This window comes from Metabacillus sp. SLBN-84, from assembly GCF_053629595.1.
On record NZ_JBRJIP010000001.1, the window covers coordinates 1,558,642 to 1,583,725 of the forward strand.

Below are 25,084 nucleotides of genomic sequence, written 5' to 3' on the forward strand. Positions count from 1 at the left end.
TCAAAATCTGCTGGTAGAATAGATGTATAGTGTGTATAAAGGAGATGCAACCAATGAATATTGATTTTAATATGTTTATGAACGATGTCGTTGCTCAGGCAAGAAAAGAGATTACGGCTGCAGGCTATACAGAGCTGAAAACACCTGAAGACGTTGAAGAAACGTTCAAAAAAGAGGGAACAACGCTTGTTATGATCAACTCCGTCTGCGGATGTGCCGGTGGAATTGCAAGACCGGCAGCTGCGCATTCCGTGCATTATGATAAACGTCCTGACCGACTTGTAACGGTTTTTGCCGGACAAGATAAACAAGCGACTGCATACGCCCGAGACTTTTTTACGGGGTATCCGCCATCATCTCCGTCTTTCGCCCTGCTAAAAGATGGAAAACTCATGACTATGGTCGAGCGCCACGAAATTGAAGGACATGACCCGATGAGTGTTGTAGCAAAGCTTCAGGAAGCATTTGACCAATATTGCGAAGAAATCTAAACTGCCGCTTATGCGGCAGTTTTTTTGTGTGTAATTATATTTTTCCATAGTTTAACATTCTTTCTTACTATAATAATCTTGCATAAAAATAAATTATTAAAAGATATATTGCATAATTATAAGTCTGTGTTAAAATACATTTATTCGGATATTTATTCGTGAAAAAAGTCTTGTAAATTATTATTCTATAGAAGATAATATTATTAAATTTAGAATTTTAAGAAAATAACGAGGGGGAAGTAGAAATGAAGAAGTTTGCACTATTTTTGATTTCGATTTTGGTGATTGGAGTTCTTGCTGCCTGCGGTTCTTCGGAAACATCAGGCAAAGAGGAGAAAAAAGTCCTAAAAATGGCAACATCAGCCGATTATCCTCCATTTGAGTACATTGACACAGCAAAAGGAAGCGAAATTATCGGGTTTGACATCGATCTTGCAAAAGCAATCGGCAAAGAGCTTGGCTATGAAATTGAAGTTCAGGACATGGATTTCACAGGATTGATCCCTGCGCTTCAGGCCAACAAAGCTGACCTGGTTCTTGCAGGAATGACGCCTACTGAAGAACGTAAAAAGAGCGTTGATTTCTCAGACGTTTACTACACGGCAAAGCACATGATTGTGACTAAAAAGGGCAGCGGCATCAAGTCAGTTGAAGACCTTGAAGGCAAGACAGTAGGTGTACAGCTTGCATCCATTCAAGAAGGCAAAGCAGAAGAAATTGCTGAAACAGTGAACATCAAAGTAGAAAACCGCAACAGAATCCCTGAGCTGATCCAGGAAATGAAAGCCGGCCGCTTTGATGCAGCGATTATCGAAGATACTGTAGCAAAAGGCTACTTCAAAAATGACAAAGAGCTTGAAGGCACAGTCATTGAAGACGGTGAAACAGAAGAAGCAGGTTCAGCAATCGCATTCCCGAAAGACAGCAAATATGCTGAGGAATTCAACAAAGTGCTGAACGAAATGAAAGAAAACGGCGAACTTGAAAAGCTTGTCTTGAAATGGTTCGGCGGAGAAGAATAAGCAGTCCATTCAGGAAAACGTTCAACACAAGAATGTTGAACGTTTTTTTGTTTAACATGAGAAAGGAGTGTCGAAATCAATGAATCTGGATTTTCCGGCGATAGCGCCCTCGATACCGTTTATCCTTCAGGGGATTCCGGTAACACTTAAGATTGTCGGCCTTTCTGCACTGCTCGGTTTTACACTGGCTGTCATTCTTGCTCTCTTTAAAATCAGCAGAATCAAGCCGCTGATGTGGTTTGCGGATGCATACACATCCATTTTCCGCGGTACACCGCTTATCCTGCAATTATTGATTATTTACTACGGTGCGCCTCAGATACTGGGATTTGAAATTGATCCATATCCGGCTGCAGTCGCAACATTCGCTCTTAACTCAGGAGCCTATATTTCAGAAGTAATAAGAGCAGGCATTATGGCCATTGATAAAGGACAGCGTGAAGCGGCAATGGCCCTTGGAGTTCCTTATTCAAAGATGATGAAAGACATTATTTTCCCGCAGGCCATTAAAAACATTCTGCCTGCTTTAATGAACGAATTTATCACCCTTACAAAAGAATCAGCCATCGTGACGATTATCGGAGTACAGGATATTATGAGAAGCTCCTACATAGTCGGCGGCCAGACGTACCGTTATTTCGAGCCGATCTTGATTGCCGGACTCATCTATTACGTCATGGTCATTATTTTAACGGTTCTTGGCAAACTTGTTGAAAGGAGAATGGCGCGCAGTGATTAAAGTGGACAACCTTCATAAATCATTCGGAAAATTAGAAGTGCTGAAAGGCATCTCAACACACATTGCAGAAAAAGAAGTTGTGGCCATCATCGGCCCGTCCGGTTCAGGAAAATCCACCTTTTTACGGTGCATGAACAGGCTTGAGGATCCGACAAGCGGCCATATCTATATTAAAGATCAGGATATTACTAATCCGAAAACAGACATCAACAAAGTCCGCCAGAATGTCGGAATGGTGTTTCAGCACTTTCACTTGTTCCCTCATAAAACGGTTCTTGAGAATTTAACGTATGCTCCTCTTACCGTTAAAGGAACTTCTAAAAAAGAAGCAGAAGAACAGGGACATGAACTGCTTAAGAAAGTCGGGCTCGCTGAAAAAGCGCATGAATATCCAAACCGACTCTCCGGCGGACAGAAACAGCGTGTTGCTATTGCAAGAGCACTCGCGATGAATCCTGAAGTGATGCTGTTCGATGAACCGACATCCGCTCTTGATCCTGAAATGGTCAAGGAAGTTCTCGAGGTCATGAAGAACCTCGCATTTTCAGGCATGACGATGGCGATCGTCACGCACGAGATGGGCTTTGCCAGAGAAGTTGCAGACAGGGTTCTTTTCCTTGATGAAGGAAGACTTGTAGAAGATGCTGCGCCAAAAGAGTTCTTTTCGAATCCAAAAACACAGCGTGCTCAAAACTTTCTTGAAAAAATGCTATAATAGCTTTTTAGAAAAAGATGATCATCATGATCATCTTTTTTATCTTTGTGCCTTCAATTGGGCACCGTATGAAAAAAGGATATGAAACCTCATATCACATGAAACGCAAGGGGAAGACACATGTTTAAAATTGGTTACCGCACACTCAAAACAGCACTTGGTGCAGCCATCGCCATCAGTCTTGCCGAGCTTTTCGGACTGCAGAATTTTGCATCCGCGGGCATCCTGACGATTCTATGCATCCAGGTGACGAAGAAAAAATCGCTTCAGACCTCATGGGCACGTTTTTTTGCCTGCCTGATCGCCATCTTATTTTCCTTTGTCTTTTTTGAAGGAATCGGCTATCATCCGTTAGTGATCGGCCTGCTGCTCTTATTTTTTATTCCAGTAACCGTTCTTTTAAAAGCGAAAGAAGGAATTGTCACAAGCTCGGTCATTATTCTCCATCTCTATACAGCCTCGCACATTACGTTTGATCTGGTCTTGAATGAGATTGCTCTGATTGCAACCGGCATAGGAGTAGCGCTTATCATGAACCTTTACATGCCGAGTGTAGATAAAAAGCTGAAAGAATATCAGCTGGAAATTGAGGACCGCCTCTCGAAAATCTTCCTTGAGATTGAGGAATACCTGCTTTCGCATGACAGTTCGTGGGATGGAAAGGAAATTACAGAAACAGCCGCCATCATCAACGAAGCAAAAACGCTCGCGTTCAGAGATGTAGAAAATCATTTTATGAGACATGAAAACCTCTACTATCATTATTTTAAAATGAGGGAAAAACAGTTTGAAATCATTGAGAGGGTACTCCCAATCATTGCCTCAATCAAAGTAACGGTCGATCAGGCGGAGATTGTGGCGGACTTTATCCGGGAAGTGAGAGAAGCGATCCACCCCGGCAACACCGCTCACAAATTTCTTGTAAAGCTTGCTGAGATGAGAAGAATGTTCGAAGAAATGCCGCTCCCGGAAACCCGGGAAGAATTCGAGGCACGGGCCGCGCTCTTGCATTTTGTCCGTGAGATGGAACAATATCTTGTGATAAAAAGTCAATTTAAAGGCATGTCCCGCAAGAATGAAATGAAGCCTGCAGGAGCATCATAATTCAAAAAGGGTGATAGACTTTGAAAATGCTGTTCCTGCTCATAATGTTCCTGTCTCCGCTTTGGCCGCTCGGACAAAATCCGTCAGTCGGCGATCCGTACCTCATCATTAATAAGCAGACGAACGAACTTGCTTACATTGATAACGGGCAGATTATTAAAACCTTTGATGTGGCAACAGGAAAAAACGATGATCTGACGCCTGAGGGAGAATTTACAATCACAGTTAAAGCGGCAGAGCCCTATTACCGGAAAAAAGATATCCCCGGCGGAGATCCGAAAAATCCTCTTGGCACAAGGTGGATCGGCTTTGACGCCGAAAACACAGATGGACGGATATACGGCATCCACGGCACAAACAACGAGGATTCCATCGGATCCTTCGTCACTCAAGGCTGTGTTCGCATGTACAACGAAGAAGTCGAGATCCTCTTTGAACACATTCCGGTTGGAACCAAAGTGTTTATCACAAAAAACGGCAAGTCCTTTGAAGAGATTGCAGCTGAAAAAGGGGCAATTAAAAAAGGTGATTCCTGAGAGGGAATCACCTTTTTTTGCGTCCTTTAATCTGACTTTCGGAGCTGAACGGTCGGCTTCGCTTTTCGCATTGTCCAGCTCCATCGCCTAACTCCTCGGCCAGAACGTCTTCGCCGCAAAAAGCAAAACCGGCTTTTTGCGGCGAAGCCTTTTCTGCCCTTCGGAGCTGAGCAAGGCGATTCCGCTTTTCGTGGTGTCCAGCTCCGCCTCCCAGCCCTTCCGTCAGAACAAAATCCCCCAAAAAGTCAAGCCCGGACTTTTCGGGTGATTTCTTTTCTGCCTGTCAGGGCTAAACGGTCGGCTCCGCTTTTCTTATTGTCCAGTGCCATCGCCCAACTCCTCTATCAGAACGGAACCGTCGGCAAAGGCAAAAAGCGCCTTTACCGCCGTTTCCTTATCTGACTCCCGGAGCTAATCGGGCGATTCCGCTTTTCTTATTAGAACCACATACTCATCCCAGCTAAAAGAGTAGTTGCCAGCATGACGAAGAGCATGAGATAGATAATGACTTTTTGAAATCGTTTAGACATGTCTTTCACTCCATTTCAGAGGGTTTGTCCTTCTATTCTAACGCGGATAGGAGGTACGGACAAGGGAGGAGATATGAACAAAGATGGACATTTTTGCCCGAAAAAGAAGGAATTTCGTCGATTGGCAAAGAAGTATGTCATGTTCACGATGTTAAGCGTTTTCATCATGAGGAGGGGAAGAAATGGTCAAAAAGGTCGATCACATTGGGGTAGCCGTCCATTCAATTGAAGCGGTGCTTCCTTTTTATCAGGAAACACTCGGGTTAAAGCTTGAAGGAATGGAAACGGTAGAAGAACAGGGAGTCAAAGTGGCTTTTCTGAAAGCAGGAGAAACGAAAATCGAGCTGCTTGAGCCGGTTTCAAAAGAAAGTGCTGTAGCCAGGTTCATTGAAAAGCGCGGAGAAGGCATACATCATTTGGCTTTGGCAGTAGATGATATAGGAATGAGGATTCGTGAATTGAAAGAACACGGAATCAAAATGATAGATGAGACTCCAAGAAACGGTGCAGGCGGTGCCTCCATTGCTTTCCTGCATCCTAAAGCTGCAAATGGAGTGCTGGTTGAACTATGTGAAAAGAAAGGAGGAACGATATCATGAACATCGATATCTTTGATAAAATCAACGAGCTGTATGACCGGAGACGGGAAGTTGAGATGGGCGGCGGGGATGAGCGCATTGAAAAGCAGCACGAAAAGGGCAAGCTGACTGCACGGGAGAGAATAGACCTTTTGGTTGATGAAGGCACGTTCGTTGAAATGAATCCCTTCATTGAGCACCGCTGCAATGATTTCGGGCTGAGCGGGAAAAAAGGACCGGGCGACGGTGTCGTTACCGGCTATGGTAAAGTAAACGGCCGTCCGATTTATTTGTTCTCACAGGACTTCACGGTTTTTGGGGGAGCACTCGGAGAAATGCACGCCAAAAAGATTGCTGCAGTCATGGATCTTGCCGTAAAAAGCGGAACGCCGTTCGTCGGCCTGAATGACTCCGGAGGTGCCAGGATTCAGGAAGGTGTGGTATCATTAGATGGCTACGGGCAGATCTTTTACCGGAATACCATCTATTCGGGAGTCATTCCGCAAATATCTGTCATTCTCGGCCCCTGTGCCGGGGGAGCCGTATATTCTCCGGCAATCACCGATTTTGTGTTCATGGTCGAGAAAACAAGCCAAATGTTCATTACAGGGCCTAAGGTCATTGAGACCGTGACCGGAGAAAAAATCAGCTCGGAGGATCTGGGCGGGGCCAAAGTACATAATACGATCAGCGGGAATGCCCATTTTTCCGGACAGACGGAGGAAGAAGTGCTTTCCCAGGTGCGAAAATTACTTACATATTTGCCGCAGAACAACCAGGAAAAAACGCCGGTTTTGCCGCATGAAGAAGAGTCTGACTACAGGCCGAATCTGACGGACTGCATCCCGTTTGATGCTCTTAGACCCTATGATGTCAGGGTGGTTATTGAGGAAGTCGCGGATGCAGGATCTTTTTACGAGGTTCAAAAAGACTTTGCCAAAAACATTGTTGTCGGGTTTGCGCGCATTAAAGGAGAGGTTGTGGGCCTTGTCTGCAATCAGCCCAAATATATGGCAGGCGGGCTTGATATTGATTCATCCGATAAAGCATCCAGATTCATTCGCTTCTGCGATTCATTCCAGATTCCGCTTATTACATTTGAAGATGTAACAGGCTTTTTCCCGGGAATTAAACAGGAGCACGGGGGAATTATCCGCCACGGGGCAAAAATCTTATATGCATACTCAGAGGCGACGGTGCCAAAGCTTACGGTCATTCTCCGCAAAGCATACGGCGGAGCATATGTGGCGCTGAACAGCAAGTCGATCGGAGCGGATCTGGTTTTTGCATGGCCGAATGCCGAGATCGCTGTTATGGGTCCTCAGGGTGCTGCGAATATTATTTTTGCCAGAGAGATTGAAAACAGCGAGAATCCGGAAGAAACGCGGGCAGCCAAAATAGAGGAGTACCGCGAAAAATTCGCCAATCCTTATGTTGCAGCAAGCCAAGGGATGGTCGATGACGTGATTGACCCCCGCGATACAAGAATAAAGCTTATTCAGGCTCTCGAGATGCTGCGCACAAAGCAAGAGCAGCGTCCTGCCAAAAAACATGGAAACATTCCGCTTTAAGCCTAGGAGGAAACAAACATGATTAATCAAGAACGTTTAGTGAATGAGTTTTTAGAGCTTGTTCAAATTGATTCTGAAACAAAATTCGAAACAAAAATCGCCAAAGTCCTGACTGAAAAGTTTGAAGCACTTGGCGTGCGCGTTGAAGAAGATGATACAACAAGTATTACTGGACATGGTGCGGGCAACCTGATCTGCACGCTGGATGCTGTGCAGGACGGCATTGATCCGATTTATTTTACATCCCATATGGACACGGTCGTTCCGGGAAAAGGAATAAAACCTTCTATTAAAGACGGATACATTGTAACAGACGGCACAACGATTCTTGGGGCAGATGACAAAACGGGATTATCAGCCATGCTTGAAGCTGTGCGTGTGCTGAAAGAAAACAACATCGCTCACGGGAAAATTGAATTCATCATCACAGTTGGAGAAGAATCCGGTCTAGTAGGCGCAAAAGCGTTGGACGGATCTAAAGTGACGGCTAAATTCGGATATGCCCTTGATAGTGACGGAAAAGTAGGAACCATTATTGTGGCTGCTCCGACACAGGCAAAAGTGAGAGCGTCTATTTTCGGCAAGACCGCCCACGCAGGCGTTGCACCGGAAAAGGGCATTTCTGCGATTACAATTGCTTCAAAAGCGATTGCAAAAATGCCGCTTGGAAGAATTGATCATGAAACAACAGCAAACATCGGCCGATTCGAAGGAGGCACGCAAACAAACATTGTGTGCGACCAAGTGAATATCCTGGCTGAAGCGAGATCACTCGTTCCTGAAAAAATGGAAGCCCAAACAGCTAAAATGAAAGAAGCGTTCGAAAGTGCGGCGGCTGAAATGGGAGGCCGTGCAGAAGTTGAAATCGAAGTGATGTATCCTGGCTTTAAGTTTGGAGAGGGAGATCACGTTGTAGAAGTGGCAAAGCGCGCGGCAGCAAACATCGGCCGTACAAGCGAACTTCAGACAAGCGGCGGCGGAAGTGACGCAAACGTAATTGCCGGCTTTGACATCCCGACTGTCAACCTTGCTGTCGGATACGAAGACATCCACACTACAAATGAGAAGATGCCAATTGAAGAACTTGTCAAAACAGCCGAGCTTGTGGTATCAATAATTAAAGAAGTAGCTAAAAGCGAATAATTGAAAAAATGGCAGGCACATAGATTGTGTCTGCTGTTTTACATCATAGAAAGAGGTGCAGATCATGGGAAGAAGAGAAAAGGCAACATTTGCAGGAGGCTGTTTTTGGTGCATGGTGAAGCCGTTCGACGAACAGCCGGGAATTATTGAAGTCGTTTCGGGCTATACGGGGGGAACACTTGAAAATCCTTCATATGAACAAATCAAAACAGGTGAAACAGGACACAGGGAAGCGGTTGAAATTACCTTTGATCCGGATGTCTTTTCCTATGACACCCTGCTTGAACTCTATTGGCCGCAGATTGATCCGACAGATGACGGCGGCCAGTTCTTCGACCGCGGCAGCCAGTATCGCACTGCCATTTTCTATCACACAGAAGAGCAAAAGCTGAAGGCTGAAAAAACAAAGCAGGAAATTGACGCAAGCGGACGCTTTCAAAAGCCTGTCGTGACAGAGATCCTGCCTGCTTCCCCATTTTATCCGGCAGAAGAATACCATCAGAAGTTCTATGCGAAAAACCCTGAAAAATACAAGCAGGAACGAGAAGAATCCGGAAGAGAAGAGTTTATCCGGAACAACTGGAAGAAATAAAGCAAGCAAGCCCTCTGTTCATCTGGACGGAGGGCTTTATCGATGTTCGGCTCTGTGTTTGTATAAGGTCTGCAATGGGTATTTTCCATATTAAGGAGAGTGATCACAATGAATACATTTAATGAAAGTGCCATTGCATCTTACGTGAGAACAAGAGCCGAAGAAAACTGCAAACTCCTCCAGGAGAACATGGAAGAGCTGGAAAGAGGAAAAATCCTCGGCAGAATGGAAGCCTACAATGAATTTCTGGAGCGGTTTGGATTTGATAAGGTAGAGTGCAAGTAATCAGGGGCAAGCAGAGCACATCATTCTTGTAAGGGATGGTGTGTTTTTGAATTTCGGGAACGCGAGTCAATTTAAAGTGAGAATCGTACCCTCGTAAATCAAGAAACGATGTGGGAGGGTAAGCAAAGAGGCGAATCCTACCCTCGGAAACTGAGAAACGATGTGGGAGGGTAAGCAAAGAGGCGAATCCTACCCTCGGAAACTGAGAAACGATGTGGGAGGGTAAGCAAAGAGGCGAATCCTACCCTCGGAAACTGAGAAACGATGTTGGAGGGTAAGCAAAGAGGCGAATCCTACCCTCGGAAACTGAGAAACGATGTGGGTGTAAGCAAATGGATGAATCGTCCCCTCGGAAACTGAGAAACGATGTGGGTGGGTAAGCAAATGGATGAATCGTCCCCTCGGAAACCGAGAAACGATGTGGGAGGGTAAGCAAAGAGGCGAATCCTACCCTCGGAAACTGAGAAACGATGTGGGAGGGTAAGCAAATATATAAACCGTGTTCTGCTTAAAGTCTATAAAAATCAAGAGGAGTATAACATGAAACATTTTTTTCTGGGGTTTTTAATTTCAGGGTTTGGATCATTTATCCTGATCGTATTGGGCCTTGCGCTCTTTACTGAATTTTATCCTAATGAGGACCCGTCCGTAGGTGCAGGAGTTGGATTTGCAGTGGCAATCGGTTTCGTGTTTTCAGCACCGGTTGCTGCCATGATCGGGATTGTTGGAGGAGTGCTTACATATGGTTTCAAGGAGTACAATAAGAACTAACAAAACCCCCGGAACATTTTCCGGGGGCTCAACTTATTTATGCACTTGCTTTCATAACTTCATCCGCTTTAATCCGGTTGTACTGGCCTTCGGATTTTGACATCACAATGGCAGCGAGTGTATTGCCGACAAGGTTGACGACTGTGCGGGCCATATCCATGATGCGGTCAACACCTGCAATGAAGGCAAGTCCTTCTGCAGGAATTCCAATCGTTCCGAGAGTGGCAAGCAGCACGACAAAGGATGTTCCAGGAACGGCAGCCATCCCTTTAGACGTAACCATCAAGACTAAGATCAGCGTTAATTGCTGAACGATCGTTAATTCAATGCCGTAGACCTGTGCGAGGAACAAGGCAGCGATGGCCTGATAAAGCACTGATCCGTCAAGGTTAAAAGTGTATCCGATCGGAACGACGAAAGACACAATTCCTTTAGGGCATCCCATTTTTTCAAGCTTTTCCATGATGCGGGGAAGGACGGTTTCAGAGCTTGACGTACTAAATGCAAGCAGCAGCTCGTCCTTAATGTAGCGCAGCAGCATAAAGATATTGACGCCCGCCCATTTTGCCACTGCACCCAGCACGACAATCAGGAAGAAAATCAGTGCAGCGTATACTAATAGAACCAATTTTCCAAGAGACAGCAGTGAATCAATTCCAAATTTCGAAACGGTTACTCCAATCAGGGCAAACACGCCGAGTGGAGCCACTTTCATTACGAGATTTACGACGTGGAACATCGCGTGTGAAACACCGTCAAAGAATTGCAGGACGGGCTTTCCGCGTTCTCCAATGGCTGCTACGCCAAGGCCGAAGAGGACGGAGAAAAAGATGATGGCAAGCATATCGCCTTCTACGACGGATTTAAAGAAGTTCGTCGGCACAATATGAAGGAACGTTTCGGCAACCGATTTTTCACTTTGCTCCTCAGATGTGTCGACATACTGCTGGATATCTGTCTTTTGGGCAGATTCAAGGTCAACACCCTGTCCCGGCTGAAAGACGTTTGCAAGCAATACACCGAGGACAATCGCTACGGTTGTAATGATTTCAAAATAGAGAATGGTTTTTCCGCCGAGTCTTCCAACGTGTTTTCCATTCCCGGCACCCGCAACTCCAACAATCAGACTGGAGATAACAATCGGAATCACGATCATTTTGATCAAACGGAGAAACAAGTCACCAAGCGGCTGCAGCACGGCTGCAAGGCGAGGGTCATTAAACCAGACGACACCAACTAAAATACCTAAAATCAAACCAATGAAAATTTGGGAAGCCAGTCCCAAACGAAATTTCTTCATAGATGAACCTCCTCTTTGATGTAAGAATTCTGAAAATACAAAAAAAGACCAATCTAAAGTAAGAAAGGTCTTTAATACACAATTAAAGTCTTTCTCCCAATAAAGCATACGAGGTTAACTGTCGGATTCGGGATTGAGAGTTCCCTTCCATTTACGGATTCACCCCAAGGTAAGAGCCTTACCAAATGCATGATTCCCCCGCTCTGAAAAGATTAAGCTTATTATGAAGTTTGTCTGTTTATAAAATCACACAAGATATAATTTACTCTGAATGCAGACAAGTTGTCAATTGTTTTTTACTAGCATTCAGCCTGGACAATACGCTCAGTTGGTACTTTTAATTAGGGTTATGGTAAACTTTTAACATAAAAGAGCCTTGAAAGAAGTTGAATGGAAATGAACGGACGAAGCGGTCCAAGAGTGATTCTCCATGTGGATATGAACAGTTTTTACGCATCAGTTGAGATGGCGTTTGAGCCTGAGCTGAGGGGGAAACCCCTCGCCATTGCCGGAAATGTGGAAGAACGGAAGGGAATTGTTGTCACGTGCAGCTATGAGGCAAGAGCAAGAGGAGTGAAAACAACAATGCCGCTGTGGCAGGCGAAGCGCCATTGTCCCGAACTGATTGTCAGGAAGCCGAATTTTGACCGGTACCGGAAGGCATCAAGAGCAATGTTCGACCTGTTAAGAGAATTTACCGAGCTGGTTGAGCCTGTCTCTATTGATGAAGGGTATATGGATTTGACGGAATATCTGAAGGAAGGCAATCCGCTTCAAGTGGCAAAAACGATTCAGCAGCGATTGCTTGAAGAGCTGCTTCTGCCATCAAGTATTGGCATTGCCCCGAATAAGTTCCTTGCCAAGATGGCTTCCAATATGAAAAAGCCACTGGGCATCACCGTCCTCAGAAAACGGGAGCTTCACGAGACACTGTGGCCGCTTCCAGCAGGCGAGATGCACGGAGTGGGAGAAAAAACGGCAGAAAAACTCCGCACCATTGGCATTCAGACGATCAAAGATCTGGCTGAAGCCGATCCGATTTCATTGAAACAGCTCCTGGGCATTAACGGTGAACGGCTGAAAAAAAGGGCAAACGGTATAGACAGCAGGGAAGTCAACCCGGACAGCATCCATGATTTTAAGAGCATTGGGAATTCTACCACTCTCTCCAAAGATTCAAGTGATGTTCGCGTCCTGTACGATACTCTGAACCGCCTTTCCCAGTCCGTCAGCATGCGGATGAAACGGAAAGAGGTGCTTGGAACAAAGATCTTTATTACGATTCGCTACTCAGACAGAAGCACATTTACCCGCAGCCGGACAGTCAATAATCCACTTGGTGAAAAGGAAGAGCTGTACACTCACGCAAAAGAGATTTTTGACAGGCACTGGACGGGAGATCCCGTACGTTTGCTTGGGGTTACGTGCCAGGACCTTGTGCCAAAAGGAGCTGCCTATAAACAGCTGGATCTGTTTTCTTTTCAGGAGGATGCAAAAAAAGAGCCTCTATTTAAAACGATTGAGGACATTCAGAAAAAATTTGGAGAAAGTGTCATTAAACGCGGGATGAAAGCGGTCCACCTGGAAGATGATAAAACAAGCGGGACAAGTTTCAATAAAGATTTTTTAAGGGAATGAGACAAGGCGCTTTCCTTGATAAAAGCAAGGGCACTGTGTTATTTTACAGAAGGAATGCATATTCATGCGAACAACGATATTTGGGACAGAAAGGGAGTATAAACATGTCTAAACAGCAAATTGGCGTTATCGGTTTGGCCGTCATGGGCAAAAACCTCGCTCTTAATATAGAAAGCCGCGGCTATTCGGTGGCCGTTTATAACCGTTCTTCAGATAAAACAGAAGAAATGCTGAAAGAACACAGCGGCAAGAACCTGACAGGTACATACAGCATTGAAGAATTTGTTCAGTCTCTTGAAACACCGCGCAAAATTCTTCTTATGGTAAAAGCCGGTTTTGCAACAGATGCAACAATCGAGCAGCTTCTTCCACATCTTGATAAAGGCGATATTCTGATCGACGGCGGAAATACGCTGTACACAGATACACAGCGCAGAAACAAAGAGCTTGCTGAAAGCGGCATTCACTTTATCGGCACCGGCGTTTCAGGCGGAGAGGAAGGAGCCCTTAAAGGACCTTCGATCATGCCTGGCGGACAAAAGGAAGCATTTGAGCTTGTAAAGCCGATTTTTGAAGCGATATCTGCAAAAGTGGACGGAGATCCATGTACAACTTATATCGGTCCGGACGGTGCCGGCCATTATGTGAAAATGGTGCATAACGGCATTGAGTACGGCGATATGCAGCTGATTTCAGAAGCGTATTTCATCCTTAAAAATGTTCTTGGCCTATCTGCACAGGAACTGCATGAAGTATTTGCCGAGTGGAATAAAGGCGAGCTTGACAGCTATCTGATTGAAATCACGGCTGACATTTTCACAAAAACAGATGATGAAACAGGCAAGCCGCTTGTTGATGTGATTCTTGATACAGCAGGACAAAAAGGAACTGGAAAATGGACAAGCAAAAGTGCCCTTGATTTAGGTGTTCCGCTTCCGATTATTACGGAATCCGTGTTTGCCCGCTTCATCTCTGCCATGAAAGATGAGCGTGTAAAAGCGAGCGGCATTCTTTCGGGTCCTTCTGTTACACCATTTGAAGGCGACAAAAAAGAACTGATTGAAGTTGTCCGCAAAGCGCTTTATATGAGTAAAATCTGCTCGTATGCACAAGGTTTTGCCCAAATGAGAGCAGCTTCTGAGGAATACAACTGGGATCTTCAGTACGGCGACATCGCGATGATTTTCAGAGGCGGATGCATCATCCGTGCAGCCTTCCTTCAAAAAATCAAAGATGCGTATGACCGCGACGGCGAGCTTGCGAATCTTCTGCTTGACCCTTACTTCAAAGAGATCGCAGAAAGCTACCAGGGAGCTCTACGCAAAGTGCTGACAGTTGCTATTGAGCAGGGTGTTCCGGTACCAAGCTTCTCGGCTGCCCTTTCCTATTACGACAGCTACCGCACGGCTACATTGCCTGCCAACCTTATTCAGGCGCAGCGCGACTACTTCGGAGCGCACACTTACCAGCGTACAGACAAAGAAGGCATTTTCCATACAGAATGGATGTCTAAGTAAAAACAGAACACGGGGCCTTGTGCTCCGTGTTTTTTACTGTTTCTAAACCGGTGAATCGGGGTAAAATGTTACGGATAAGAAAAGAACGGGGTGAATAATGATGCTTTATTTATTGGCAATTTTACTGCCGCCTGTGGCTGTGCTGTTTGTCGGCAGACCGTTTCAGGCACTGCTTAACCTGATTTTAACACTCATTTTTTATCTTCCTGGAGCCATACACGCCGTGCTCGTCGTGAAGGATGCAAAGGATGAAAAGCGGATGAAAAAGTACGGAGTGAGGTAACTTAAAAAAAATGCTGACTTTGCAGGAAATTAGCCCGCCTCTAAAGAAGTAGAGTGCGGGCTTAGTTTAGTTTGAAAATTGTTTGGCAAATGAAAACGAATCATGCTATGATAATAGCGAACAAATGTTCTTATTAAAATTATGACGATGAGGTGTAACATGATCACATCAGTAAATCCTTACATTGTAACAAATGGAAATGGTCAAGAGGCAGTGAAGTTTTATGTAGATGCTTTGGATGCTGAACTGATTTCAATTCAGACATTTGGAGAAATGCCCGAAGATCCTAATCATCCAATCCCTGCTGATGCAAAGGACCGTGTGATGAATGCACAGTTTAAGACAGGCAATACAATCATGATGCTGTCAGATACGTTTCCTGGTATGCCTTATACTCTCGGTTCACAGCTTTCCATAGCGATGCATATTGATTCGGCAGACGCAGCCAAGGATGTATTTGAAAAGCTTTCAGCAGGCGGAACAGTCACAATGCCCCTTCAGGAAACATTTTGGAGTCCGGCTTACGGACAGGTTAAAGACAAATATGGTGTTGAATGGCAAGTATCTGCTGTTAAAGAAAACAAATACTAAACCTAAAAGAAAACCCTTCTTGGTTAAGAAGGGTTTTCTTCTTTATACAGGAATGATTAAAGCAAATCGTTTGACTGTACAGGCTGTAAGAGTATATATTTCTTTAGGTATACGAAATAATAAACTGAAGGCGGGATAGTGTGTCAACGAAAATAGAAGAAAGACCGCCGGCAGTTCCTGGCTTAAAACATGAAAATAAAATTGTCTGGCTCTGGAGCTTAACAGTCTGGCTTGTCGTCATGAATACGACCATGTTTAACGTGGCGCTGCCGAGCGTACTGAGTGATCTGAGTCTCTCATCTGCTACAGCTTCATGGATTGTCTCCGGATATTCCATTGCTTTTGCCATTTCGACGCTGACTTACAGCAGACTGTCGGATTTCATTCCCATTTCGAGGCTTCTCGCAATCGGACTTGCGATGCTTGGTGCAGCCTCTGTCATTGGATTTTTCTCTGAAAGTTTTTATCTTCTCTTGTTTGCCCGGGTTCTCCAGGCTGCAGGAGCGGGAGCTGTACCGGGACTTGCCATGGTTCTTGCCGGAAAATATATTCCGATTTCAAGAAGAGGAAAGGCGATGTCGCTGATTTCTTCTGCCGCATCGCTTGGTTTTGGACTTGGTCCGGTCATCGGTGGAGCCATTACCACCTATCTTGGATGGAATTATCTATTTGTGATCACGGCATTTGTTGTACTGTTTCTACCGGTTTTCAAGAAGCTTCTCCCAAAAGAAGATGTACAGAAGGTGCACTTTGATTCTGCCGGCGGATTGCTGACAGGTCTTGGAGTAACAGGCCTGCTGCTCTTTTTATCCACCTTGTCTGTGCCGCTTCTGATCGGTTCGCTTGCGGTCCTGTATCTCTTGTGGAGGCATGTCCATAAAGTAAGCATGCCGTTTGTGCAGCCTTCGCTGTTCAAAAACAGACAGTATGTAAAGCTTGCCGCATCCGCCTTTGCAGGATTTATCCTGCACTTTTCAGCACTCTTTATGATGCCGATGATCTTAACGGAACTTTATGAAAAAGATCCTGCCGCCATTGGACTGATCATTTTTCCCGGTGCCATACTCTCGGCAGTTGCAGCACAGTTTATTGGCCGGCTGATTGACAAATTCGGAAATATTCCGCTTATCTCCTTTGGTCATGTGATGCTGCTGATTTCACTGCTGATTTTGTCTTTATTCGCAGGATTATCACCATATGCCATTATGATTGCATACATGTTCATGAGCACAGGCTTCTCAAGCCTGACGTCGAGCATTGCCAATGAGGCATCCCGAATTCTTCCTGAAGATGAAATTGGATCAGGCATGGGACTCATGCAGCTGATCCAGTTTTTCGGCGGTGCCTTCGGAGTCGCGCTGTCAGGTTTATTGATAGGATGGCAGCAGAATGTCCCGGCTGCATCTGTTTATACGAACATCTTTTGGGGAATGACGCTGCTGATCGGAGCTTCAAGCGTGCTTTTCTTATCGTATGTTCGAAAAGATAGAAAACTGCAGCACAGCTGAATAGATAACAGCAGCGAGGATGAACGAGTGATGAGTTTTTAAAAAACAAATAGCAAAATAAAAAGAAATCCAATTTATATATAAATTGGATTTTTTTTTATTTATTAACATAAACGTTTTATTGCTCATTTAACAGGTGGAATTAAATCCTAACCAGCTAGAAACTGCTGGTTAGAAGATAGGTGCCCAAGAATATGCTAAAATTGGAATTAGCTTGGACCAATGATGATGCTGAATGTAAAAACCTTACTTAATCCAATCTTATTACAACTTTGCTTTGTATTTAGAACACATGAGTTTGCAATTCCAGCTCACCGGCTAGTAATAGCTAAAAGGTTTCTACTATTTATTTATATCGAGGTCAGGGGGAGAAACAGAATGAACTGGTACTTAGATAATGTCTATGACCTGAACAAAGAATCACCGTATACATTTTATGTCCCTAGTTTAGAAGTGTTGGACAAATTAAAAGTTGGTGATTATGTAAAGGTAATCTTCGTCACTGAGAAGGCTGAGGATGATGGATATAGAGGAGAGAGAATGTGGGTTCAAATTACCAGCATAAACGGAAAAAGATTTAAAGGCAAGCTGGATAATGAACCACATCGTTTGCCATTGAAAATAGGCAATGAGATTTCATTTGGAGTTGAGAATATTTGCGCTACGGAATATCAAGACCCAGCTTCATCCAACTGGGATTTTTATTTTGACAGCTTAGTTACAGTTAGCGAAGATGTACTTGAAAAAAGAGAATATAACTTTTTGCTGAGGGATCATCCAAACGGTGAAGAAGATTTTGGCTGGTCTATATTCAGTGGCTACGAAGATAATGACTATCTAAGTGATTCAGAAAACTTTCACATTGTCTCTATTGGAGTAATCTTGAATTTCGATGATTCCATATTAGAATTTATTCATGATTCACCTTTGTGTGCTTATGAAAGAAATGATAAAGGAGAATTTTATAAGATTGATGACTACGATTGGGACGGTTATTTAAATGGTAATTAAACAGGAGTGAATTCAGCTTCTTTTTGCTGAATAATCTATGTCATGCATCCTTAATTGTGTTCTCATAATCGTAATCCTGCCGTCATTAACAGAGATGGATCTTCATTTGTGGCGTCATTCAGCGAAGTGTCACCTCTGAAGCTTTCAAAATTATCTGCATTTAAAGTGGTCAATATGTGATAATAGTAAGTGGAAAATCACAATGATTGCGTGGAGGTTGATGTGGAATCTAAAATAGATTTTTATGAAAGAGAATCAAGGGTGTTCCAGCCGGCACGTCACTTTCATTTGTGCATGGAAGAAATGAAGGACACCTCGCAGTATGGTGCTGACATCGCTGAAAAATGGCTGGATGTGTTTACCCGCATCCTGGCTAAAGAAGAATATCCTGTTGTCCATCCAATTGGCCAAGAAACGTTTTCACTGTATGCGGTATATGAAACAGGAGTATTTGAATACGCTCTAGACATAGATGGAGCAACATCATATATAATTAAAAATGGACTTAAAGCAGAAATTTTTGAGCCGTCCCGCATCATCCATGCAGTTGATCAAGGGAATGTAAACACTGATCCTGCTCGGATAAAGCCCAATCACAAAAATCCTGTCATGATCCTTCAAAACAGTTTGCTGACAAACGGCAAGCCCTATTGCATAAACGGAAACCACCGTCTGACTGAAGCTTATAAATCAGGATGTCAGCCTATACAGGTTTATGTATTCAGAGAGATGGAAGCAGTTCCTCTTTTTTATGACACACTTAGTAAAGCCGCTTATTTCCTAGAGATTGACCGCAGGCAAATTGCCGGGGACCTGCCCGCAGGAATAAATGCGAAGTCTCCTATGGTCAATTACTTTCTGGGATAAAGACAAAGAAGGGTTCATTCAGAAAGGATGAGTTCCATTGTAATCACACTTTCACTTACTACTTAAACATATTTTAAGACAAGTGAAGGTGATTGACAGGTGAAAAACCATTCGTTTCATTTTTTGTGGATTGGCCAGGGTTTTGCCAATGCTGCAGATGTATTCTACATCGTAGCCTTGTTAAGTTACATGTATTTCGTCTCAGGCTCAATCGCAATGACAGCAGCTGTTCCGTTTGCTGTAACGCTGTCAAGGTTCGCAGGCGGGGTGACAGCTCCGTTCATTATTGACCGATTCTCTTATAAAACCATTCTTGTATACTCTCAACTGATTAAGACGTTGTTCTTACTCATGCTTGCTGTTTGCTTAACTCTGTTTCCGGGGGAAAGGATCCTTACGGTTTTTCCTCTAATTTCAGTCATAGCTTTTTTCGACGGGTGGGCTGTGCCGATCAGAAATTCGCTCATTCCGTATTTAGTTCCAGAGGACCGCATCGTCCGCGTGAATGGATTTATGGCGGTTGTAGATCAACTTGTTCAGCTTGGGAGCTGGCCGCTTGGAAGTATCGCGGTTTCGCTTGTCGGCGGAAAAGAAGTATTATATTTCTCTGTGCTGCTTTTTGCCGGATCAACCATTATGATGTCATTCATACAGATGCCGCATATCAATGAAGGCAGAAACGAAAAGGAAGGAAAAACGAAGTGGAGTTCCATGCAGGAGGGCTGGAAAGCGATTTGGAAAACCCCGTCCCTGCGGGTCATTTCTGTCGTTGATTTCTTCGATTCTATAGCACAAGTCGTATGGATTGCTGCTGTTCTACTTGTTTATGTGGAAGAAGTGCTGAGCAAAGGTGAAGCATGGTGGGGGTATTTGAACTCAGCATACTTTGCCGGTTTGATTTTAGGCGGGCTTTTATGTATAAGATTTGAATCCATTCTAAAAAAGTCTATTCGCTATGCAATCATTGCAGGTTCAACAGCCGGGGGGATCTTAACCCTTTTGTTCGGCTTCACAACAGCGGGGACCGCACCGCTTCTGATTTCATTCCTTGTGGGAATAGGGAGTGAAATCAAGTTGATCGGACAAATCACGCTTATACAAAATCACTCAGAAAAAAAGCTTCTGCCGAAAGTGTTTGCAGCCAGAGACGCTATCTTAACTGGTGTTTTCGGCATTTCCAGTCTGCTGTACGGCATGATAGCTGAAGCTTACGGCATTACCATCCTGTTTGTGCTGTCTTCCGTTATATTGATTGGTACAGGGGTGTATTCTTTTACTTTGAGAAAGTATGTAAGATTTATAGAACCTGATAAGACTATTTCCTCTTCCTTCCTTTAAGGGTAATAATGAATTAAAAAAGATGATTTCATTATGAAATCATCTTTTTTGGTCTTTTTATGCCAGCAGGCCGTCAGCCTCAAGCTGCTCGTTCTGATCAATCAAAGTCTCTTTAAGGCTTCTGTAAGTCATGCCCAATTCATTTATGCTTTTTCTGTTATCAAAGCGGGCGTTTACTCCAACGTTTTTGTTGACATACTTCCGAGTCAGACCTACTTTAGGTGCAATCAGCCAGATGAGCGGTTTTGGCACTTCTCGTTTAGGAAGAGGATAGTGATTTGGGCGGTTCTCTTCAAATATCCGTGCCATATCAAGCAGGGAGGCCTCTTCATTTGAAATCAGGTATCTGCCCTTTGCAGATTCTGTGAAGGCTGCAAGCACATGGGCTTTTGCGACATCGCGCACATCAACGGTTCCGTTGATTAAGTTGGGAACACCGCTTTTAAATCCGCCTTTCAGAAGGTCGAGAATCGTACTGATGCTCGTTGAATCTGACCGTTTAGAAAGCGAAGGACCAAGAACAAAGGTTGGGTTAATAGTGACTAAATCAAAATGCTGCTTGTCCGCCATTTCCCAGGCCGCCTTTTCAGCGAGTGTTTTTGAGTAGCTGTATGGCTGATGGGAAACACTGCTTGTTGTGTTCCAATCCTTTTCATTAAACGAGGACTTGCCCTCCTTATCCGCATTATCCCCAAAAATGGCCACTGCACTGCTCGTAAGGACAACCCGTTTCACTTCAGGTGAACGTCTGACAGACTCCAGAACGTTTTTCGTGCCTTCCAAAGCCGGTTCAATCAAGTCCTTTTGAGCATCTTTAAATCCGCTGATGAAAAAAGGAGAAGCGGTATGAAAAACATATTCAGAGCCTTTCACGGCTTCATCAAAGCTTCCTTTTTTCAGTAAATCCGCCTCATAGACTGTCAGTTTTCCGGCAGATTGTTTCTCCGCATCCAGGAGATGCTGGTATTTTTCTGTCTTCGCTGCATCGCGGACAGTAATTCTTACATTATGGCCGCCATCAAGCAGCTCTTTAACGACCCAGGCTGCAACATAGCCGGTTCCGCCTGTGACAAGTACGGTTTTCTTCATTACTAAGATCATCCTTCCAACTACTATATGTTTAAGTGTTTAAACATATAGTAATATTTGTAGGTGGTTCTGTCAACGAATATGATTAAAGCCAGCTCAGCAAAAACAGTATGAGTGAGTTTATGGTAGTATATAAGTGTAATGATTACCCAGAGGTGACACCCATACTAGTTTCTATGGTGTTTAAGGAATAAGGAACAATTTGAAATGCAGTTAAAAAATACTCAAAGAGAAAGGGTGAGAGACATGAGTGCACTTTTAACTCTTCTTGGAGATATTTTTTCAGCTATAGCAGCATCCTTTTTGAATAAAGAAAACAAACATAATAAGAATAATAAATGAATTTCAAGTAACAGAAGAAGGCTTTCCGGTAAAGCCTTCTTTTTTATAGAAAAGATGTTGTTAATCTTGTTGCGATTTGAAATAATTGGAATTGGATGGAGGTAAATCGATTGGTGAAGAGAACAGAAGTAATGCTTGACGGGGAAATGGATGAACAAGAAATGATACACCAAGTATCTTTATACTATAAGAAGTGCTGCTTCATATATGCAATCATCCCAGATTATGAAGCAGAACTTTTAAAAACACTCTCTGCAAATTTCATCTCAGTTAAAACCATTTCGTTATCCCGTTTTTTTAAAGGGGATACTGGTAAGGTGGGGTACGTAAAGGACCTTAACAAACAATTTATCTATGAATTTTATTTGCGGTCAACAACGATGGACTATATTGTCTTTTCTGAAACAGATGTGAAAACTTAATAAGCGCGATGATTTTTATAACCTATTTGAGTTAAATGAAATCCCTCATATCACAATAGGTCCGGATGGCCAGTGGTTAAACGTTATGGAGTATAAATAGGTTCTGGAGACTGACGTTTTAATCATCAGTACACTGGACTGGCACTATAGAAGAAGCTGAATAAAAGGCCTCTAAATCGAGGCCAAATCATTATTTCTGCTCAGATAACTGTTCGCCTGTCAGTATTTCAAACAGTTCTGCCGACTTGTTTTTGTCTAATTGAATATATTTACTTTCAGCATCAATGACGAGTTCTACTTTGTCTTTATTTGGACTTACCCATAGTTCAAATAAAGCCACTTTGGCTTCTGGATTTGGGAAAGAAAATTGGAAGTCAGCAGGACGTGCCATATCTACTTTTACCTTTTCCCAATCAGCATCATCTACGATTTCTTCCGCTTTTTTTACTTTTTCATTATCTGTAATGACTTTGAAATCCTCGTATTTATTTTCATCACCAATACGCTGTAGAACTTCAATGCTTTCAGCTGCTGTACCGTTTGAACAACCTGCTGCAAACAGTGGAATTACTGCCATTAAAAATAGTAATAGCTTCATTTTTTTCAAGTTCAACCTCTCCTTTTAACATAATCAGACGTATATATCAAAAAAAAGTTTCAAATTCTTCCATCACCTATTATGGGCTATTTTTTAAATCCAACGATTTTTAAAGAAACAGCGTTCTATCTAAATTATATGAAGGGTTAACATGATGAGGGAGGATTTGGCTGCAGCGGCTTAGAATTATGAAAGAGGAATAAGAGAAGCCAACAAAACAGGAGAATGAACAATGAAACGGAGAAATCCTTTTGCAATCAAAATCGAGAATCAATGCTGGCTTTGCAATGATGAATATGACGAACAAGACTTATGTTCTCACGGTGAAATTTTCTTGAGTGTTCATGATACGATTATTACACAATCGTGTGTGAACGAAGAATGGGGAATCAGTGAGTCCGCTTTGGCACTGCTGAGAACTCTTGAAAATGATTATTGCTGCGACCCTGAACATGATAAAGGCCTGATCTTCCACGGATGCGGGGCGATCCTGATGATGGGCTGCCCCATTACTATCCATTGGAGCGTCAAACATTTGGACGATCACGTAATTTTATCGGATTTTGTTAAAATTACTACAACCAATCCGGCTACGGGGAGTATCTATTATCCAGGGGCAGAAGTGAAAATAAGCAACGTCGATTATAAAGACCAGATTGTCTCTTTTGCCCTTCAGGCGAAAGAATTGTTTAATCATTCGAAAGAAAAACAGATTTCTGATGACTACGATAAAGAATTGTATGAAGAATTTTGGACTGAATACAACCAGCTGTTAAACAGGAATATGAAATTGTGACGTTTTTAAGTTTCTCTGTTTTTATGCAATAAAAAAAACACCGCTTAAAGCGGTGCGATTGTACATATTCATCGTTGAACTTTTTGATTTAATCAACCATATCCGTAATTGGCCACCAATGGAAACCGTCTTTTTCAAGCAGTTCATCAGCGGCTTTGGGACCCATTGAGCCGGCTGCGTAGTTAGGGAATTCTGCTTTGTGCGTTTCCCAAGCTTTGGAGATGGTGTCCACATAGCTCCATGAGAGGGACACTTCATCCCAGTGAGTGAAGTTGGTGGCATCTCCGCGCAAGCCGTCGTAGATGAGCTTTTCATAGGCTTCAGGCGTGTTGAACTGATCAACGCAGTTGCTGCAGTAGTCAAGCTTGATCGGCTTGACGTAAGAGCCGCCGCCTGCTTCTTTAGCATTCAGGTGAAGCGTGATGCCTTCATCAGGCTGAATGTGAATGACAAGCAGGTTCGGATGCTTGCTGTCTACGTCGTTTGAGTAAAGGTTCATCGGCAGGTCTTTGAACTGTACAACAATCTTCGTTGATTTTGCCGTCATGCGCTTTCCTGTGCGGATATAGAAAGGCACGCCAGCCCATCTGAAGTTGTCGATCATCAGCTTGCCGGCAACATATGTTTCTGTGTTGGATTCAGGATCTACATTGCTTTCTTCGCGGTAGCCGGGAACAGATACGTCTTCTGATTCGCCTTTGCCGTATTGTCCGCGTACGAAGTAATCAGGCACGTCCTTCTCTGTAAGAGGGCGGAGTGCGCGCATCACTTTCACTTTTTCAGAGCGGATCTCGTCTGTTTCAAGCTTGATCGGCGGCTCCATCGCAAGAAGGGCGACCATCTGCATTAAGTGATTTTGAACCATATCACGAAGCGCACCTGAATTTTCATAATAGCGTCCGCGGTCTTCTACACCCAGAACTTCGCTTGAAGTTACCTGAATGTTAGAGATATAGCGGTTGTTCCAAACCGACTCAAACAAAGCATTTGAGAAGCGGATGACTTCGATATTCTGCACCATCTGTTTTCCGAGATAGTGGTCAATGCGGTAAATTTGATCTTCAGAGAAAGCTTCGCGGATTTCATCGTTCAGCTCCTGTGCTGAAGGCAGGTCGTGTCCGAACGGCTTTTCAATGACAAGTCGGCTCCAGCCTTCTGTCGCTGTCAGCCCTTCGCTTTTTAAATTCCGGGCAATCGTTCCGAAAAATTCCGGCGCCATCGCCATGTAGAACATTCTGTTTCCAGGGATGCCGTATTTGCCGTCAAGGTCTGAAAGCATTCCTTTCAGCTCAAGGTAGGAAGATGGATTTGTCACATCAAATGGATGATAGTAAAAATGGGATGCAAATTCATCGAGTTCAGATGACTGCTTAATCGATGACTGAATCGAGTCGCTGACATTTGAGCGGAATTCTTCATTCGTCCACGGTCTCCTGCCCACGCCTACAACAGCGAAGTCACTGTCGATTTTTTTGCTGCGGTGCAAACGGTAGATGGAGGGGAAAAGCTTGCGCTTGGCAAGATCTCCTGTTGCTCCGAAAATTACGATTACTGCTTTTGGTTTATGTTCCGTATTCATGTATTGAACCTCACTTTGTATCAGCGGATTTATTAATAATGATATGTAACCTGTTCAAGTACTTAATTTTAATGCTAACCATGAAGTAAATCAAACATTTAAGATCAATTTCCTACATAAGTAGTATG

At 43.7% G+C, this 25,084-nt stretch carries 27 protein-coding genes and 1 riboswitch; of the genes, 22 read left to right on the plus strand and 5 right to left on the minus strand.

Features of this window, described 5'->3' with window-relative positions; all coding sequences use genetic code 11:
- Positions 1–53: 53 nt before the first annotated feature.
- From RKD52_RS07735 to RKD52_RS07760, 6 genes are all read left to right on the plus strand, one after another.
- Positions 54–491: a BrxA/BrxB family bacilliredoxin gene (locus RKD52_RS07735; RefSeq protein WP_454099253.1), complete on the plus strand. Its 438-nt coding sequence runs from the start codon at positions 54–56 to the stop codon at positions 489–491.
- Positions 492–736: 245 nt separating this feature from the next.
- Positions 737–1,513, plus strand: coding sequence for a transporter substrate-binding domain-containing protein (locus RKD52_RS07740; RefSeq protein WP_029279836.1), 777 nt, complete (start codon positions 737–739; stop codon positions 1,511–1,513).
- Between the two features lie 79 nt (positions 1,514–1,592).
- Complete coding sequence (locus RKD52_RS07745) at positions 1,593–2,252, plus strand: amino acid ABC transporter permease (protein WP_029279838.1); 660 nt, start codon at positions 1,593–1,595, stop codon at positions 2,250–2,252.
- Positions 2,245–2,967, plus strand: coding sequence for an amino acid ABC transporter ATP-binding protein (locus tag RKD52_RS07750; RefSeq protein WP_369734022.1), 723 nt, complete (start codon positions 2,245–2,247; stop codon positions 2,965–2,967). Before RKD52_RS07745 ends, RKD52_RS07750 begins: the two co-directional genes overlap by 8 nt.
- Before the next feature lie 120 nt (positions 2,968–3,087).
- Positions 3,088–4,071, plus strand: a complete 984-nt coding sequence (locus RKD52_RS07755) for an aromatic acid exporter family protein (protein ID WP_454099254.1) — start codon at positions 3,088–3,090, stop codon at positions 4,069–4,071.
- Between the two features lie 20 nt (positions 4,072–4,091).
- Complete coding sequence (locus RKD52_RS07760) at positions 4,092–4,607, plus strand: L,D-transpeptidase (protein WP_369734018.1); 516 nt, start codon at positions 4,092–4,094, stop codon at positions 4,605–4,607.
- Between the two features lie 437 nt (positions 4,608–5,044).
- Here RKD52_RS07760 and prli42 read toward each other — a convergent pair whose 3' ends face one another.
- A complete protein-coding gene (prli42, locus tag RKD52_RS07765; protein ID WP_369734016.1) occupies positions 5,045–5,137 on the minus strand; it encodes a stressosome-associated protein Prli42 in 93 nt (30 codons plus the stop codon).
- 182 nt (positions 5,138–5,319) lie between these two features.
- Here prli42 and mce point away from each other — a divergent pair, with 182 nt between their 5' ends.
- The 6 genes from mce (at position 5,320) to RKD52_RS07795 (ending at position 10,077) form a co-directional block, all read left to right on the plus strand.
- A complete protein-coding gene (mce, locus tag RKD52_RS07770) occupies positions 5,320–5,736 on the plus strand; it encodes a methylmalonyl-CoA epimerase (protein ID WP_454099255.1) in 417 nt (138 codons plus the stop codon).
- A 2-nt stretch (positions 5,737–5,738) separates the two neighbouring features.
- Positions 5,739–7,286: an acyl-CoA carboxylase subunit beta gene (locus RKD52_RS07775; RefSeq protein ID WP_454101164.1), complete on the plus strand. Its 1,548-nt coding sequence runs from the start codon at positions 5,739–5,741 to the stop codon at positions 7,284–7,286.
- Between the two features lie 18 nt (positions 7,287–7,304).
- Entirely contained in the window at positions 7,305–8,429 is a 1,125-nt protein-coding gene (locus RKD52_RS07780; protein WP_454099256.1) for a M20/M25/M40 family metallo-hydrolase, read from the plus strand.
- Positions 8,430–8,493: 64 nt separating this feature from the next.
- The gene (gene msrA / locus RKD52_RS07785; RefSeq protein WP_454099257.1) at positions 8,494–9,021 is read left to right on the plus strand and encodes a peptide-methionine (S)-S-oxide reductase MsrA; all 528 of its coding nucleotides are present in this window, start codon (positions 8,494–8,496) and stop codon (positions 9,019–9,021) included.
- Positions 9,022–9,129: 108 nt separating this feature from the next.
- Positions 9,130–9,306, plus strand: a complete 177-nt coding sequence (locus RKD52_RS07790; protein WP_369734012.1) for a hypothetical protein — start codon at positions 9,130–9,132, stop codon at positions 9,304–9,306.
- A 540-nt stretch (positions 9,307–9,846) separates the two neighbouring features.
- Positions 9,847–10,077: a hypothetical protein gene (locus RKD52_RS07795; protein WP_454099258.1), complete on the plus strand. Its 231-nt coding sequence runs from the start codon at positions 9,847–9,849 to the stop codon at positions 10,075–10,077.
- Positions 10,078–10,114: 37 nt separating this feature from the next.
- Here RKD52_RS07795 and RKD52_RS07800 read toward each other — a convergent pair whose 3' ends face one another.
- Positions 10,115–11,377 carry a cation:dicarboxylate symporter family transporter gene (locus RKD52_RS07800; RefSeq protein ID WP_454099259.1) on the minus strand — a complete coding sequence of 421 codons (1,263 nt, stop codon included), beginning with the start codon at positions 11,375–11,377 and terminating at the stop codon, positions 10,115–10,117.
- Between the two features lie 88 nt (positions 11,378–11,465).
- Positions 11,466–11,606, minus strand: a riboswitch (cyclic di-AMP (ydaO/yuaA leader).
- A 167-nt stretch (positions 11,607–11,773) separates the two neighbouring features.
- On the opposite strand from RKD52_RS07800, the gene RKD52_RS07805 reads away from it, so the two are divergent.
- The 8 genes from RKD52_RS07805 to RKD52_RS07840 all read left to right on the plus strand — a co-directional run bounded on the left by RKD52_RS07805 (position 11,774) and on the right by RKD52_RS07840 (position 20,130).
- Entirely contained in the window at positions 11,774–13,015 is a 1,242-nt protein-coding gene (locus RKD52_RS07805) for a DNA polymerase IV (protein WP_454099260.1), read from the plus strand.
- 104 nt (positions 13,016–13,119) lie between these two features.
- The gene (gene gndA / locus RKD52_RS07810; RefSeq protein WP_454099261.1) at positions 13,120–14,532 is read left to right on the plus strand and encodes an NADP-dependent phosphogluconate dehydrogenase; all 1,413 of its coding nucleotides are present in this window, start codon (positions 13,120–13,122) and stop codon (positions 14,530–14,532) included.
- Positions 14,533–14,632: 100 nt separating this feature from the next.
- A complete protein-coding gene (locus RKD52_RS07815) occupies positions 14,633–14,815 on the plus strand; it encodes a YqaE/Pmp3 family membrane protein (protein ID WP_029279862.1) in 183 nt (60 codons plus the stop codon).
- A gap of 159 nt (positions 14,816–14,974) precedes the next feature.
- Entirely contained in the window at positions 14,975–15,406 is a 432-nt protein-coding gene (locus RKD52_RS07820) for a VOC family protein (RefSeq protein ID WP_454099262.1), read from the plus strand.
- 140 nt (positions 15,407–15,546) lie between these two features.
- Positions 15,547–16,914: an MFS transporter gene (locus RKD52_RS07825; RefSeq protein WP_454099263.1), complete on the plus strand. Its 1,368-nt coding sequence runs from the start codon at positions 15,547–15,549 to the stop codon at positions 16,912–16,914.
- A gap of 378 nt (positions 16,915–17,292) precedes the next feature.
- On the plus strand, positions 17,293–17,925 hold the full coding sequence (locus RKD52_RS07830; RefSeq protein WP_454099264.1) for an immunity protein Imm33 domain-containing protein: 633 nt from the start codon (positions 17,293–17,295) through the stop codon (positions 17,923–17,925).
- Positions 17,926–18,147: 222 nt separating this feature from the next.
- Positions 18,148–18,792: a hypothetical protein gene (locus RKD52_RS07835; protein WP_454099265.1), complete on the plus strand. Its 645-nt coding sequence runs from the start codon at positions 18,148–18,150 to the stop codon at positions 18,790–18,792.
- Between the two features lie 99 nt (positions 18,793–18,891).
- On the plus strand, positions 18,892–20,130 hold the full coding sequence (locus tag RKD52_RS07840; protein WP_454099266.1) for an MFS transporter: 1,239 nt from the start codon (positions 18,892–18,894) through the stop codon (positions 20,128–20,130).
- A 57-nt stretch (positions 20,131–20,187) separates the two neighbouring features.
- Here RKD52_RS07840 and RKD52_RS07845 read toward each other — a convergent pair whose 3' ends face one another.
- Positions 20,188–21,219 (minus strand): SDR family oxidoreductase, encoded by a 1,032-nt coding sequence (locus RKD52_RS07845; RefSeq protein WP_454099267.1) that lies wholly within the window; start codon positions 21,217–21,219, stop codon positions 20,188–20,190.
- Positions 21,220–21,671: 452 nt separating this feature from the next.
- On the opposite strand from RKD52_RS07845, the gene RKD52_RS07850 reads away from it, so the two are divergent.
- Entirely contained in the window at positions 21,672–21,983 is a 312-nt protein-coding gene (locus RKD52_RS07850; protein ID WP_454099268.1) for a hypothetical protein, read from the plus strand.
- Between the two features lie 190 nt (positions 21,984–22,173).
- Here the strand turns inward: RKD52_RS07850 and RKD52_RS07855 are convergent, their stop codons facing one another.
- On the minus strand, positions 22,174–22,581 hold the full coding sequence (locus RKD52_RS07855; RefSeq protein WP_454101165.1) for a hypothetical protein: 408 nt from the start codon (positions 22,579–22,581) through the stop codon (positions 22,174–22,176).
- A gap of 232 nt (positions 22,582–22,813) precedes the next feature.
- Here RKD52_RS07855 and RKD52_RS07860 point away from each other — a divergent pair, with 232 nt between their 5' ends.
- A complete protein-coding gene (locus RKD52_RS07860) occupies positions 22,814–23,377 on the plus strand; it encodes a hypothetical protein (protein WP_454099269.1) in 564 nt (187 codons plus the stop codon).
- 88 nt (positions 23,378–23,465) lie between these two features.
- Here RKD52_RS07860 and zwf read toward each other — a convergent pair whose 3' ends face one another.
- Positions 23,466–24,956 (minus strand): glucose-6-phosphate dehydrogenase, encoded by a 1,491-nt coding sequence (gene zwf, locus RKD52_RS07865; protein ID WP_454099270.1) that lies wholly within the window; start codon positions 24,954–24,956, stop codon positions 23,466–23,468.
- Positions 24,957–25,084 lie beyond the last annotated feature (128 nt).

Coding starts and splice junctions, on each gene's coding strand:
- RKD52_RS07755 (WP_454099254.1), top strand. CDS start 3,088: ATGTTTAAAATTGGTTACCGCACACTCAAAACAGCACTTGGTGCAGCC.
- RKD52_RS07800 (WP_454099259.1), bottom strand. CDS start 11,377: ATGAAGAAATTTCGTTTGGGACTGGCTTCCCAAATTTTCATTGGTTTG.
- RKD52_RS07790 (WP_369734012.1), top strand. CDS start 9,130: ATGAATACATTTAATGAAAGTGCCATTGCATCTTACGTGAGAACAAGA.
- RKD52_RS07860 (WP_454099269.1), top strand. CDS start 22,814: ATGAAACGGAGAAATCCTTTTGCAATCAAAATCGAGAATCAATGCTGG.
- prli42 (WP_369734016.1), bottom strand. CDS start 5,137: ATGTCTAAACGATTTCAAAAAGTCATTATCTATCTCATGCTCTTCGTC.
- RKD52_RS07740 (WP_029279836.1), top strand. CDS start 737: ATGAAGAAGTTTGCACTATTTTTGATTTCGATTTTGGTGATTGGAGTT.
- zwf (WP_454099270.1), bottom strand. CDS start 24,956: ATGAATACGGAACATAAACCAAAAGCAGTAATCGTAATTTTCGGAGCA.
- mce (WP_454099255.1), top strand. CDS start 5,320: ATGGTCAAAAAGGTCGATCACATTGGGGTAGCCGTCCATTCAATTGAA.
- RKD52_RS07845 (WP_454099267.1), bottom strand. CDS start 21,219: ATGAAGAAAACCGTACTTGTCACAGGCGGAACCGGCTATGTTGCAGCC.
- RKD52_RS07815 (WP_029279862.1), top strand. CDS start 14,633: ATGCTTTATTTATTGGCAATTTTACTGCCGCCTGTGGCTGTGCTGTTT.
- RKD52_RS07820 (WP_454099262.1), top strand. CDS start 14,975: ATGATCACATCAGTAAATCCTTACATTGTAACAAATGGAAATGGTCAA.
- RKD52_RS07795 (WP_454099258.1), top strand. CDS start 9,847: ATGAAACATTTTTTTCTGGGGTTTTTAATTTCAGGGTTTGGATCATTT.
- gndA (WP_454099261.1), top strand. CDS start 13,120: ATGTCTAAACAGCAAATTGGCGTTATCGGTTTGGCCGTCATGGGCAAA.
- msrA (WP_454099257.1), top strand. CDS start 8,494: ATGGGAAGAAGAGAAAAGGCAACATTTGCAGGAGGCTGTTTTTGGTGC.
- RKD52_RS07780 (WP_454099256.1), top strand. CDS start 7,305: ATGATTAATCAAGAACGTTTAGTGAATGAGTTTTTAGAGCTTGTTCAA.
- RKD52_RS07735 (WP_454099253.1), top strand. CDS start 54: ATGAATATTGATTTTAATATGTTTATGAACGATGTCGTTGCTCAGGCA.
- RKD52_RS07830 (WP_454099264.1), top strand. CDS start 17,293: ATGAACTGGTACTTAGATAATGTCTATGACCTGAACAAAGAATCACCG.
- RKD52_RS07855 (WP_454101165.1), bottom strand. CDS start 22,581: ATGAAGCTATTACTATTTTTAATGGCAGTAATTCCACTGTTTGCAGCA.
- RKD52_RS07745 (WP_029279838.1), top strand. CDS start 1,593: ATGAATCTGGATTTTCCGGCGATAGCGCCCTCGATACCGTTTATCCTT.
- RKD52_RS07805 (WP_454099260.1), top strand. CDS start 11,774: ATGAACGGACGAAGCGGTCCAAGAGTGATTCTCCATGTGGATATGAAC.